The sequence below is a fragment of the Streptomyces sp. NPDC040718 genome, assembly GCF_055593565.1.
In genome coordinates, this window is sequence record NZ_JBVIXO010000006.1 from 1 (window position 1) to 12883 (window position 12883).

Here is a 12883-nt window from a genome sequence, read left to right on the forward strand (position 1 = left end):
CTTCGGGCCGGTGTCCTGCGCTTCGCTCCGGACGGTTCGGGTCTCCGCTTCGCTCCGTCCCGAACGGCCCGCTGTGCGGGCCTGGGTGACCCCGTTTCACGGGGTCCGGGCCTTCGGCCCGTTGGGCGTCCGCTTCGCTCCCGCCCTTTTCAGTCCTTCCGGCTTCGCCTCCAGGACCGCAGCCCGCTTCGCGGGCGGCTGACAGCAGCCGAGGTGATCCGGTCTATCAGGCGGTGGGCGATGTCGTGACCGTAGTGGTCGGCCAGGTCGACCGCGCTCATGCGCCCCGGAGGTTGCGGTCTCGGATCGGCCCCGTAGGCCAGCAGGATCACGGTGAGCCGACTGTCGATCGGAGTCCCCGACTGGAGTGCCGAGTCCCCCTCCAGGTCGATGGCATGCTCCAGCAGAGTCATCCCGCGGCACACCTCGTTGACGTCTGCGCCTTCGTTGAGGAGGCGGGTCAGCTCGACGTAGTCGCTGGACTCGACGGCCTGGTGGGCGGGCGTCCAGGGATTCTCGATCATCCGATTCCCTTCATCGGTCGTCAGTCGTGTGCTGACCCTAGCATGATGCAGCATGTACCATTGGAGAAATACCACCACACCTTCCAGATGCATCGAGTGAGGTTTTGGATGCCTGTCTACGCATACAATCCGAGGGAATTAGCACAAATTTCTGTGCTCAGGGAAGCTCTTGGCATAGATCTGCGCCAGGTGAAGGAACGGTTGCGGGCGGCACTCGAGCATGAGGAACTCGCCCTCGCCGCACCCCAGGAGGCAGGCAGGCTGACCGCGCTGGACATCGCCTCGTGGCGGCACATCGAATGGGCCCGCATCGCACGCGTCATGGCTGAGCAGCAAATGGCCGTCTACGCCGCAGATGAGGATCCCCGAGTAGTCCGCCGGGAAGAGCAACGAGCGCAGCGCATGGCCGAAGAAGCCACCTGGGATGAACGGGCTGGCGGCATCCTGCCCGTCGAGGTGCGGCGGCACCGCATCTACCGGATCACGGCCCGGCCTGCTGCGGCGGGAGAGCCTCCCCTGATCCGTCACATCTTCGCCGCCTCCGCCGGCGCGGCCGTCGAACACGCCCAGGCAATGTTCCGCCGGCCCTGCGGCGTCTACCAAGACGGCGAATACCGGATCACCTACGTCGTGCAGGTCCTTCCCGAATCGGGTGATTTCTTTTGATCCAGCTCCGAGAACATCAAGTGGATCAAAAAGCGAGATTCCGCGAGTGGGTGGGATTTCCTGCAAGATCCTCCATTCCACCGGAGGGGGCCCGCAGCACGATCGTGTCCGCGACGGGATCGGGCAAGACGATCACGGCCGCCGCGTGCGCGCTGGAGTCGTTCGCGGACGGCCGGATCCTCGTCACCATCCCCACCCTGGACCTGCTCGCCCAGACCGCCCAGGCGTGGCGTCTGGTCGGCCACCGGGGTCCGATGGTCGCGGTGTGTTCGCTGGAGAACGACCCGGTGCTGAACGAGCTGGGCGTCCGCACCACCACCAACCCGATCCAGCTCGCCCTGTGGGCCGGGCACGGGCCCGTAGTCATGCTCGCCACATACGCCTCCCTCGTGGACCGCGAGGACGCCGATGCACCCAAGGGCCAACAGAAGATTCGCGGGCCCCTGGAGGCCGCCCTCGCGGGCGGAGAGCGGCTCTACGGCCAGCAGATGGCAGGCTTCGACCTCGCCATCGTCGACGAAGCCCACGGAACCGCCGGCGACCTCGGACGACCCTGGGCCGCCATCCACGACAACACCCGCATCCCCGCCGCCTACCGGCTCTACCTCACCGCCACCCCCCGCATCCTCGCCGCGGCCCGACCCCAGAAAGGCGCGGAAAGCCAGGAGGCCGAGCTCGCGAGCATGGCCGACGACCCCGACGGCACCTGCGGGGCGTGGATCGCCGAGCTCGGCCTGAGTGAGGCGATCGAGCGGGGCATCCTCGCCGGGTTCGAAATCGACGTCCTCGAGATCCGCGACCCCGAACCCGTCATCGGCATCCTCTCAGGGGAGTCCCTGCGAGGCCGGCGCCTGGCACTCCTGCAGACCGCGCTCCTGGAACACGCCGCCGCGCACAACCTGCGTACGGTCATGACCTTCCACCAGAAGGTCGAGGAGGCCGCCGCGTTCGCGGAGAATCTGCCCGAGACCGCCGCCGAGCTCTACGCCACCAATGTCTCCGACAGCGATCTGGCGGCCGGGGAGCTGCTGCCGAAGTCGTCGATCGACGCCAAGCTGTACGAGCTGGAGGCCGGCCGCCACGTCCCGCCAGACCGGGTCTGGTCGGCCTGGCTGTGCGGAGACCACCTCGTCACCGAGCGCCGCGAGGTCCTGCGCCAGTTCGCCAACGGCATCGACGCGCACAACCGGCGCGTGCACCGGGCTTTCCTCGCGTCCGTACGGGTCCTCGGGGAAGGCGTCGACATCACCGGCGAGCGCGGGGTCGAGGCGATCTGCTTCGCCGACACCCGCGGCTCCCAGGTCGAGATCGTCCAGAACATCGGCCGCGCGCTCCGGCTCAACCGGGACGGCTCCACGAAGGTCGCCCGCATCATCGTGCCGGTGTTCCTGGAGGTCGGCGAGGATCCGACCGACATGGTCGCTTCCGCCAGCTTCCGGCCTCTTGTAGCGGTCCTCCAAGGCCTGCGCAGTCACGATGAGCGTCTCGTCGAGCAGCTCGCATCCCGGGCCCTGACGAGCGGCAGGCACAAGGTCCACCTCCGCCGCGACGAGGCCGGGCGGATCGTCGGGACCGGCGGCGAAGGCGAGGACCAGGAGGACGACACCGACGCGGCCGCCGAGTCGGCGCTGCTGCACTTCTCCAGCCCGCGCGACGCGGCCACGATCGCTGCGTTCCTGCGCACCCGGGTCTACCGGCCCGAATCCCTGGTGTGGCTGGAGGGCTACCAGGCCCTGATCCGGTGGCGGGCCGAGAACGGGATCACCGGCCTGCACGCCGTCCCGTACGACACCGAAACCGAGGTCGGCGTCACCAAGGCGTTCCCGCTCGGACGGTGGGTCCACCAGCAGCGCAAGGCCCTGCGCGCCGGGGAACTCGAGGACCGGCGCAAGACCCTGCTGGACGCCCCGGAGGCCGGGATGGTGTGGGAGCCCGGCGAGGAGGCGTGGGAGGCCAAGCTCGCCGTGCTCCGGTCATACCGGAAGGCCACCGGGCACCTCGCGCCCCGACAGGACGCCCTGTGGGGCGAGGACGACGAGATGGTGCCCATCGGCCAGTACATGGCCAACCTCCGCCGCAAAGGCGCCAAGAACGGCCTCGGAAAGAACCAGGACACCGCAACAACCCGAGCCGCGCAGCTGACCGCGATCGACAAGGACTGGAACTGCCCCTGGCCACTCGACTGGCAACGCCACCACCGCGTCCTCGCCGACCTGGTCGACGCCGACGGCCACCTGCCCGACATCGCCCCCGGCGTCCTCATGGACGGCGACGACATCGGCAAGTGGCTCCAGCAGCAGAAACAGCCAGCCACCTGGGCGCGGCTCCTGCCCGAACAGCAGAAGCGGCTCACCGCGATCGGCGTAGAGCCCGCTCAGGCGCCGCCTCCGGCCCCTGCCACCGCTCGTGGAGCAAAGGGGCAGGGCAAGGCGCAGCAGGCGTTCCAGCGGGGCCTGGCAGCCCTCGCCCAGTGGGTGGAACGGGAAGGCACCCACCGGCCGGTCCCACGCGCCCACGCCGAGGAGATCACGGTCGAGGGCGAGGCGCAGCCGGTGATCGTGAAGCTGGGCGTGTGGATCTCCAACACCAAAACCCGACGCCACAAACTCACCCAGCAGCAGCTCGACGCGCTACGGGAACTCGGCGTCAACTGGGCACAGTAGCAAGTCGCGCCCTGGCCCCGTCACCGGCGACGGCAACCGTTCGCTGACCGCGGCTACGACACAACAAGTACCGACGTCAGCTTCGCACCCGCGGCATCACGCCGAAGATCGCCCGCGAGGGCACCGGCAAGACCAGACGGTCCTCGAGCGAACCTTCGTTGGGCTCCACCAATTCACAGGCCTCCGGGTCCGCTACGAGATCCGAGCCGGCCTCCACCACCTCGGACTGCTCCACCTCGCCTGCAGCATCATCTGCTTACGCCGACTCCGGACGTCGTTCTGAAACGATCGGTCATAGGGTGACGCGCGGGGGCTTGAGGCTGCTGAATGTCGCCCCGGCGATGAGGACCGCCACGCCCGCCAGGAAGGCGGGCATGCTGGCCGCAGGGTGCAGGACGATGGCCCACGGCTGCGCTCCACGACCGCCGCTCTTCCATCCCCCCACGGCAAGAACCAGGGGGATAGCGGTCAGGACCGGTGATGTGATCCGGGGGCCGGCAAGGGGGACGAGGAGCAGCGCAAGTCCGAGGTAGAAGGCGGTGTTCCGGCCGATGGCCAGGGCCACGGGGGCGGCTCCCGCGAAATGACCGAGGACGGCCATGGCCAGGGTAAGGGCTGCACATCCGCCGGCAAGGAGGGTGTCCCAGCGGTGGACTGCCCGCACGGCCACGGTTTCCGTGGCGTTCCGGGCGCGGCCGGTAAAGGCGAGCCAGATCACGGCGGGGATGACGGTGATCAGCGCGGCGAGAAGGAAGTTCCCGGCACCGCCGACCATCGCGGGGATGGGGATGCGGCTCTGTCCGAACGCCAGGCCGACGACGGCCGTCACAGTGGTGACGGCGGCGAGTATAGGAATGTTGCGGGATGCTGCCCACCAGTTCACCGGCCCGCTCCTTCAGGGTTCAGGGCCGGTTTCTTGTCGCATCCGGTGAGCGCGGCCCGGTTCGCTTCGTACCAGGCGTGCTGACGGGCGGAGGGCAGCGTGAGGATCTGCTGGGCAAGTTTCGCGTCGTCGGGGGAGACACGGCCCTGGGCCGGCGCCGGGGGTGCTTGGGTGGCGATGGCCGTCAGCCATGCGGTGAGCGGGCCCCGGGCGGGGAATGCAGGGTACGTGTGGCTGGTTCGGGCGCATTCGGGTATGGGGGGCAGGAGGGTGTTGGCGAGGTTGGCGGTGATGTCCTGCTCGCGAACCTGGCCCTTGCCTCCGAAACCGGCCTGTCCGGGCTTGAGATCACGGCTTTGGGTGAGTGAGGAAACCGCGGGAAGCCCCGCGTCTTTCAGGCGGCTGCTGTAGGCGCGAGTGGTCGCCACTATCCGCGTGCGCTCCGGGGTCTCGGGCCACAGGCACACTTCCGGAACGCCGGCGGTATCGCAGACCAGCGCGTCGGGGTTCCGCTCTGCGACCGGGTTGTAGCCCATGCTCACGACCATGAGCACCGAGGCCGCTGACGCGACGACGAGGGCGGCCAGAGGCTTCCACCTATCGGTCTGGGCGATCGCGAGGAGGCATGCGGTGATGATCCCGCCGCTGAACAGAAGCGGTGCCCACACAGCCACAGGGTCGATCACCGATCCGACCGAGCAGCAGCTGTCATAGGCGCCCGCGACCAGGTGGCGGGGCCACGGGGTGTCCCAGGACCCGGGGAACGCGGTCAGGCAGAACCCGACAACCATCGCCAGCGGTGCGGCCGCAAGGTGCGGAAGGCGGCCGCCCAAGAGGTGTCCGGCCAGTGTGGCGGCGGCCATCAGCAGCGCGTACACCACGAACATGCCCAGGTGGGAGAGAGACGGAAGAGTTGCCGCGGCCGAGACCGCGACACCGACCGCGATGAGCATCCCGGCAACGCCCATCACCCAAACCGGGGCCAGCAACGGCAGCACGATGGCGAGCCGGCTGCGGGAAGGAGCTTGCCCGAAGACGTTGCCCCTCCGTAGGCGTGCGCCTTCCCACGCTCCGCTCGCCGCGCACGCGGCGGCAGCGAACGGGATGGCATATGAGGCGTTGCCGAGCACCGACGGCCCGTACCCCGGGACAGTGCCCGCGGTGATCGGGGCCGACAGGAGCAGCAGGACGTAGCCCGCCAGGAAGACAAGCATGAATCCGGCGGAGGAGGACCGCAGGAGAGTGGTGATGCGCATCGGTCAGATCTCCCGTCCGACGAGCATCATGTAGGCGGCTTCGGCCTGGTCGCGTCCGCGTGTGGCGGTCGGCGCCAGGGCGTGGAAGTCGGCGGGGCCGCCCTGGAAACAGATCTTTCCGTGGGCGAGGACCGCCACCTGTGTATACAGGTCGGCGAGGTCTTCGGTCTGATGCGTGGAGACGACCACCTGCACACTGTCGGCCAGGTCCTCGACGAGCTCACGGAACACCAGGCGTTGCGTGGGGTCGAGGCCGGCGGTCGGCTCGTCCATCAAGATCAGCTTGCTGCGGTGGGTCAGCGCCCCGGCGATTCCCATGCGGCGGAGCTGACCGCCGGACACCTGGTGGCTCTTGCGCCCCGCAAGGCGGGTGAGGTCGACCCGGCGCAGCGCGTCCTCGGACGCCTTCCACGCCACGTCCTTCGGCATGCCTTTGAGCCATCCCGCATAGGCGACCTGCTCGCGTACGGTCAGCCCGGGCATGGGGGTGATCTGCTGGGGGATCCACGCCACGCGTTCACGGTAGGCGGCCAGATGGCGGCCCTTTGCGGCGCTTCCCTCGAAGGTGACCGACCCGGACGAGGGCGACAGGTGGGACGCGGCTATGGCCATCAGAGTGGACTTGCCGGCTCCGTTCGGGCCGAGGAGGACCGTTGCCCGTGCGTCAATCCGGAGACTGAACTGACTGAAGACGGGCGCATTTCGGCCGTAGCGGAAGGAAACTTGATCAAAAATCAGAGACATGGAAGAACGCACAATCCGCCTTCCCGCTGCCAGCAGGAAGGCCTTGCTCATGGGAGAGTGGAGACCAGAGGGTCCCGGTGCTGAATCCACCGGGACCCTCGTACTACGTGTTCAACGCCGGCACTACCAGCCGACCTTCACGTAGCGGACGGAGATGTACGTGCCGCTGGACACGTCTGTCAGCGCGAAGTAGTAGTTGCCCGCGTCGTCGGGGTCGCCGTAGTCGACCCACCCGCAGTAGTTTCTCCGGGTTCCCTTGCTCCGGTCCGGGGCGCTGGGGACGTCCTTCCACAGACGCAGATCGGCGTAGTTGAACCCGCCACCGCCGTCCGCTGTGCAGCCTTCGAAGTAGATGCCTGTGTAGTCCGAGCTGCTGTTGCTGTCATACCAGCGCCGCGACTCGTTACCTGCCCGCCACGAGCCGATGGACGACTCGAATTGACCTTCCGTCGCCCCGGCGTGTGCCGGAACCACGGACACCGTACCCAGTAACGCGGCCCCGGCCATCGCACCGGCCCACGACCTTGCACCGATCTTCACTCGATCCCTCTCATGTCTCGGGCGCCGCCTTGTCTGAGCGCCGCCTGGGAGCCGGCAGGTCCGGCTCCGGATTCGATCTGCGGCTACCAGCCGACCTTGACGTAATCGATCTTGATGAAGTCGCCTTGGCCGATGTCCGCCAGTTGGAAGTAGTAGTTGCCCGCATCGTCGGGATCGCCGTAGTCGACCCACCCGCAGTAGTTGTTCCTGGTGCCCTTGCTGCGATCCGGGGCGCCGGGAACGTCCTTCCACAGGCGCAGCGACGCGTAGTCGTAGCCCCTGAAGTCGTCCGACTGGCATCCCTGGAAGTAGATGCCGGTGTAGTCGGAGCTGCTGTTGCTGTCATACCAGCGGCGTGACTCGGTCGGGGCCGTCCACCATGAGATGTAGGACTCGAACTGGCCCTCGGTGACGCCCGCGTTCGCCGGCGTGATGCCGCCGATCCCCAGGAGCGCAACACCGGCCATCAGACCGGCTGTCTTCTTTCGCCAAGCACTCATCGGATCTCCTTCCCTTCTCGTTGACCCTGTGTGAGGGAATGACGGAGGGAGGAAGCATTCGTACAAGTGCCTCCCCCCAAGGCGCCTTGAACCATATCCGCAGAACACCTCATTCTGCGGCAGGTGTTCGAGTGTGGCTCAATTGCACACCTGACCCTTACGCCCCGTACAACACGGGCCATGTGCAAGAACCACGGCCAGAGAGATTGCAGATAGTCAACAAATTGTCTCGATCATGAGCCCGCCCCCACACCCGCCCCGCTGGCGATGTTCGGACTCGGGCCCGCACCCTGGCTGCTCTTCGTGGAGAACATCGCCGCGTTCACCGGCCTCCGCGAAATCCTCGGCACCTGACCCGACCTCAGCCAGGTCGGATGGCTCGCCTTCGGCGAAGGCGACTACCTCACGGCCTCCTTCCCCACCTCACTGATCTCCCGCGAACGCAACCACGCCGTGTGCGAACCACCGGTTCCGTGACAGCGCCCGACAAACCCAAACGCCACCCCGTGTCAGTGCAGCAAGGCAAGCACCACCTTCGTGTCAGCGAGCGCAACACCCCTGAAGGCTCCACCAACGGGCGTGGGGGGACCTCTACCGCACCGGGGATGCCAGCGCCAGCCGTATGCCGGATACCGCCCGCCGTCGCGAGGTGGTGGCAAGAGTGGAGTGAGAGGCGGTGTCGTAGGAGGGCTGGTGGGATCGTGCGTGCCATAGGTGAGGGGCTGGAGCGGCTCCTGTACACCCGGCCGGTGCCTGCGACGACGGCTGATCAGCTGAAGGCTCTGCTGCGGTGGGAGCGGGGCTCCACCCGGCGGGTAGCCGTCGTCCTGGGAGTGTCCCAGCGGACCGTCCAGCGGTGGGTCACCCGCAAACCGGGCAGCCAGGGGCGCCCGAGCCCCCGCCACGAGCAGAAGATCGCGGAGCTCGTGCGGGCCCGTTGGCAGCCGCTGATCCGTGCCCGCCGGCGTGCCGCGGCCGAGGAAGGCGGTGTGGTCGTCCACACCCGCGCCCGGTTCGGGTTCAAGGCCGGTCCCGGCAGCTCGGACGACCCGCGTATGCGGCGCGTCACGGGGCGCCTGGACCCCACGGTGACGCGGCAGATCTTCGCCGCCCTGGACGCGGGCGCGAGTGAGGAGCAGCACGAGCTGGTCATCGGCCGGGCTCTGGGGCACATGTACTTCCGCGACGCCGGCATGCGCGCCCACGGTCTCCACGTCACCCTCCGGGACATCGACTTCATCGAGTTCGCCCTCCAGTAGGGCCGAGGGCGTGCTCCGTGGCCGTGGTCAGCGGGCGTCCGGCGCCGGCCGCTACCCGCGTGCTTCCCGTACCTCGCGCCAGTCCCACACCACCGTGCCGGGCCTGCCGGCACGGTGGGTGCCGGGCGGCTGGGGTGGGCGGAGCCTGGCGGTTTCGGCCAGGCGCAGCAGGGCCGGGCGCTCTGACGGCTCGGCCAGCAGATACGCAGTGCAGGTGAGTCGGGCGAAGCGGGTGGCCGCGTGAAGGAAAACGGCGGCCCAGGCGGGGACGGGGTGGGTGGCGCAGCCGTCGGTGAAGCGGGTCCGGTCGTGGAGGGCCAGGAGGGCGGGGGCGTCGTGGAAGTCATCGCTGCGGGCAGTGGCCAGCTGTTGGAAGGAGGCGCCGGTGAAGAGGGTGGAGGCCAGTGCCGCGGCCAGTCGCGGGTGGGCGGTCGCGGCGTGGATCCGGGCGACCGCGTGGGCGGCCTGGGCGGTGGTGACAGGTTCGGGGGCGGGCCGTTGTCTCCAGTCGATCGGGCCGGGCAGGCAAGGGCCCGTGCACGGGCCCGGGCTGTCGTAGGAGACGAGCCGGTCCAGGGATGGCAGGGTGAGCCACCGGCCCGGCCCGCAGGCAGCGGATGCGGCGGCCTGTGCAGACGCGCCGGCCGCAGAAGGGCTCCCGTCGAAGTAGAGGACGCGGGCCGCGGCCAGGGTGGCGGTGCGGGTGTGAGGGACGGCGGCGAGAGCGCGGGTAAGGGCGGCGGTCAGGCGGGGGCGGTGGACAACGAGGGTGAGATGGATGCCGGTCTGCCGCCACAGGGCCAGGAGGCGTTGGAGGCGGCGGTCATCGAGCAGGTGGGCGCGCAGGACCGTCAGGCGGGTCACGGCCAGGGCCGCCGTCCACGCCGAGGCCGCCTCCCACAAAGGCGGGCGGCCGTGCGGGAAACGGCCCGGCAGGTGGGCCGGCTTGCCCAGCGCGAAGAGCAGGTCCCCGGCCAGAGCGGTGTCGCTGGTCGTACCCGGCGCGGGATGCAGGGTGACGCGGCCGGCGTGCGGGGCGTGGGCGGCCAGCGCGGTGTGGGTGAACGCGGCGTCGTCCCCGGAGTCGAGGACGACGGCCAGGCGGGGCGTGGCGGGTGTGGTCATGCGAGGCGGCTGAAGGCCCAGCGCAGCAGGTCGCGGTCCGGGCGCGGGCGGCCGGTGCGTTCCAGGGCGGTGCGCATGTGGGCAGTGAGCTGGGCCCAGGCGCGGAAGTTGCCGTGGGCGGCCTGTTCGTCGGCGAAGGTGATGTCCGCGGGGTCTGCGTCCTCCCAGACGGGGTGGAAGAGCGGGACGACGTCGAGGACCTCCTCGGGTGTGAGGCGGGTGAACTGCTGCCAGATGAAGATCCGGGAGGACAGCATCGGCTCGCGGCGCAGCACGGTGTGGGCGCCTGCGCCGCCGACGAAGACGATCGCGATCTGGGTGGCGGGCTCGTCCCACAGGTAGCGGAAGTACTCGAACGCCTCGCCGTTGAGCCACTGCGCCTCGTCGACGAGGAAGGTGCGGGGCCGCTCGGACAGGGCGGTCTTCAGCAGGCGGTCGAACTCGCTGGGGTGGCGGGGCGGCTCACCGGGCAGGCGGAGCGTCTCGAACAGCTCGTAGCGGACCGCGCGGGCGGTGGGGCGGGCCCGGAAGGTGACCCGGCAGACCTCCTCGCCCCGGGTGTCCTCCAGCTCGTGCAGGCAGGTGTTGACCGCCAGGGTCTTACCGAAGCCGGCATTGCCGTGGATGCACATCATCGCCCGCGCGGCGACCGTGTCCACGATGTTCTCCCGAGCGGTCAGCAGCGCCCTCGTGGTCACGATCGCGGCATCGGGCAGGTCGACGTACTGGTACGTGGGCGCGGTCACCGCACACCACCGCCCGCAGCACCATCCCCGGCACCGGTGACACCGGCCTCCGGTCCGCCGCCGGGCTCGTCTTCATCCGGCGCGGGTGACGTCTGCGGCCGGGTACGGACCGCGAGGGAGGCCGGGGTACGCCAGTCAGACGGAGGCGCCGCCGGCGGGATCAGGTCCGGCAGCGCCAGCCTCGACATGTCCGTCCGATCAGCCGCCGACAGCTCGGCAGCGGCTTCGACCGCGGACACGGCGTCCAGCCGCTCCGGCTTCCCCGGCCGCGTCACCGCGGCATAGCGCTCGCGCTGGACCGCGGCGAGGTCCTTGCGCAGACGCCGGCTGCGCGCGGCCCGCGCGGTGCGGACCTGGGTGATCTGTTCCGGGCTCGCCTCGTCGGCGACGGTCGCGGGGCCCAGGTAGCGGCCGGTCGTCGCGTCGAAGACCTCGATCCGGTGATCGTGGTGCGGCATGAACCGCACCCGCACCCCCGTACCCGCCAGGCCCGTCATCCACGGCCCCACATAGTCCCGCCTGCGGAACCGCACACCGCGGGTGGAGACCACCCTGACACGGCCATCGTCCTCCAGCGTGAACGTCCACAACTCCTCCGGGCTGACCTCCCGCACCGGAGTCGGATCCGCCTCCCAGGCCTGAAGAGGCGACTTCCCGCCCAACGGACCCGGCTGGTGCACGGTGTTCCACCACTCCACCCAACCCAGCAGCCGGGCGGTGAACTCCTCGAAATCAAGCAGCAGCTCGTCCCTCGGCCGGGCCCGGCGCCGGCCCGGGCGCGGCTGACGCACATAGCCGGGCAACGCGGCGAGGAACATCACCTCCACCGCCCGGTTCAAGCCCTCGACCGTGCCCTTCAGATGCGGGGTGTAGGCGGGAAGGTCCTCCACCTCGACCACCAGCGCACCGAACGCCGCCGCGACCGTCCTCGACAAAAAGTCCCTGCCCCGGTCCACCCGGACCTTCTCCGGGAGCCCGCCCTGCGGCCCGAACGGCTCCTCGCGCAGCACCGCCGCCCGCAGCGCGGCCAGCACCGACTCCCGCGACGGATACCCCGCGGTGACCGCCACCCCCATCACCGTGTTCGTCGCGCAGTCCACGAACCACGTCACCCATGGACGACGGCCGGTGCCCTCGACCTCGACCAGGACCGGGGCCTGGACGTGATCGGCCTCCCACACCTGATTCCGCCAGCCCCGAGGCCGGGCCAGGAACACATCATGCTTCCGGGCCTCACCCTCACCACCAGCAAGCCCCGCCCGCTCCCCCGCGGACAGGTCCCGCCGGATCGCACGATGCAGCGTCTGAACCGACGGCGGCGGATCCCCCTCGCCCCGAGCCGCACGAGCAGACAGCTCACGATGGACAGCGGCGACGTTCCCCCTCCACAGACCGAGCAGAGCCCGGACCTCCGGAGTGACCATGAACCTGCCGTAGTACCGGCCACTCTCCCCCGGCACCGCGGCCCCATCCTCCGCAGCGGCCAACCACCGCCACACCGCCCGCTCCCGCACACCGAACGTCTCACCCACCGTCCGCACATGCCCGGTGGTCAGCTTCCCCTCCCGGCGCAAAGACAACAGCCGGCGCACCGCCGGCCCCCGCAACGCCCGAACCGACACCGCAGGCAACGCTCCACCCGAACCCCCCGAGACCGGGAGCTGTACTTCCTCTTCCACCCGCCCCACACAACCGGCCCCCGGACAGCCGATAGATCAGAACTCACGAAACTGAGACAGCGTCACCCCTGGGACGATAAAGGCCAAGGACAGCGATCCCCCACTGATCTCCCACATCAAAGACAGTGACACCAAACCCCAAAACAGACCCCGACCTGCACCAACACCCCACGAGACCACTGTCTCTCACACCACTGTCCCTAAACCGAGAGATCGCACCTGGCACGCCCCCCGGGCCGTCCCGTGGCGGCCCACGGCAACCCGCGGCCACAGGCGGCCCCCTGAGCGCCTTTCAGGT

The 12883-nt window shown here is 69.4% G+C and carries 12 protein-coding genes and 1 pseudogene; 4 read left to right on the forward strand and 9 right to left on the reverse strand.

Features of this window, described 5'->3' with window-relative positions; all coding sequences use genetic code 11:
• Window positions 1-149 precede the first annotated feature (149 nt).
• Window positions 150-524 carry an ankyrin repeat domain-containing protein gene (locus ACZ597_RS16805; protein ID WP_471330161.1) on the reverse strand — a complete coding sequence of 125 codons (375 nt, stop codon included), beginning with the start codon at window positions 522-524 and terminating at the stop codon, window positions 150-152.
• A gap of 60 nt (window positions 525-584) precedes the next feature.
• Here ACZ597_RS16805 and ACZ597_RS16810 point away from each other — a divergent pair, with 60 nt between their 5' ends.
• From ACZ597_RS16810 to ACZ597_RS16820, 3 genes and pseudogenes are all read left to right on the forward strand, one after another.
• Window positions 585-1190, forward strand: a complete 606-nt coding sequence (locus tag ACZ597_RS16810; RefSeq protein WP_471330163.1) for a hypothetical protein — start codon at window positions 585-587, stop codon at window positions 1188-1190.
• Window positions 1187-3853, forward strand: coding sequence for a helicase associated domain-containing protein (locus ACZ597_RS16815; protein WP_471330166.1), 2667 nt, complete (start codon window positions 1187-1189; stop codon window positions 3851-3853). The genes ACZ597_RS16810 and ACZ597_RS16815 overlap by 4 nt, the downstream gene beginning before the upstream one ends.
• Before the next feature lie 15 nt (window positions 3854-3868).
• Window positions 3869-4136: pseudogene (locus ACZ597_RS16820) on the forward strand (IS5/IS1182 family transposase); the annotation flags it as partial.
• Window positions 4137-4145: 9 nt separating this feature from the next.
• Here ACZ597_RS16820 and ACZ597_RS16825 read toward each other — a convergent pair.
• From ACZ597_RS16825 to ACZ597_RS16845, 5 genes are all read right to left on the reverse strand, one after another.
• Entirely contained in the window at window positions 4146-4736 is a 591-nt protein-coding gene (locus ACZ597_RS16825; protein WP_471330169.1) for a hypothetical protein, read from the reverse strand.
• On the reverse strand, window positions 4733-5992 hold the full coding sequence (locus ACZ597_RS16830; RefSeq protein ID WP_471330171.1) for a DUF7224 domain-containing protein: 1260 nt from the start codon (window positions 5990-5992) through the stop codon (window positions 4733-4735). Before ACZ597_RS16830 ends, ACZ597_RS16825 begins: the two co-directional genes overlap by 4 nt.
• A 3-nt stretch (window positions 5993-5995) precedes the next feature.
• A complete protein-coding gene (locus tag ACZ597_RS16835; RefSeq protein WP_471330174.1) occupies window positions 5996-6787 on the reverse strand; it encodes an ATP-binding cassette domain-containing protein in 792 nt (263 codons plus the stop codon).
• A gap of 72 nt (window positions 6788-6859) precedes the next feature.
• Window positions 6860-7276 (reverse strand): hypothetical protein, encoded by a 417-nt coding sequence (locus ACZ597_RS16840; protein WP_471330177.1) that lies wholly within the window; start codon window positions 7274-7276, stop codon window positions 6860-6862.
• 83 nt (window positions 7277-7359) lie between these two features.
• Window positions 7360-7776 carry a hypothetical protein gene (locus tag ACZ597_RS16845; RefSeq protein ID WP_468802323.1) on the reverse strand — a complete coding sequence of 139 codons (417 nt, stop codon included), beginning with the start codon at window positions 7774-7776 and terminating at the stop codon, window positions 7360-7362.
• A gap of 701 nt (window positions 7777-8477) precedes the next feature.
• Here ACZ597_RS16845 and tpg point away from each other — a divergent pair.
• Complete coding sequence (gene tpg / locus ACZ597_RS16850) at window positions 8478-9035, forward strand: telomere-protecting terminal protein Tpg (RefSeq protein WP_471330180.1); 558 nt, start codon at window positions 8478-8480, stop codon at window positions 9033-9035.
• 51 nt (window positions 9036-9086) lie between these two features.
• On the opposite strand, the gene ACZ597_RS16855 is transcribed toward tpg, so the two are convergent.
• The 3 genes from ACZ597_RS16855 to ACZ597_RS16865 are packed head-to-tail and all read right to left on the reverse strand — an operon-like array spanning window position 9087 to window position 12498.
• Window positions 9087-10160, reverse strand: coding sequence for a hypothetical protein (locus tag ACZ597_RS16855; protein WP_471330183.1), 1074 nt, complete (start codon window positions 10158-10160; stop codon window positions 9087-9089).
• Window positions 10157-10906 carry an AAA family ATPase gene (locus ACZ597_RS16860; protein ID WP_471330185.1) on the reverse strand — a complete coding sequence of 250 codons (750 nt, stop codon included), beginning with the start codon at window positions 10904-10906 and terminating at the stop codon, window positions 10157-10159. The genes ACZ597_RS16855 and ACZ597_RS16860 overlap by 4 nt, the downstream gene beginning before the upstream one ends.
• Window positions 10903-12498, reverse strand: a complete 1596-nt coding sequence (locus ACZ597_RS16865) for a Mu transposase C-terminal domain-containing protein (protein ID WP_471330188.1) — start codon at window positions 12496-12498, stop codon at window positions 10903-10905. The genes ACZ597_RS16860 and ACZ597_RS16865 overlap by 4 nt, the downstream gene beginning before the upstream one ends.
• Between the last annotated feature and the right edge of the window lie 385 nt (window positions 12499-12883).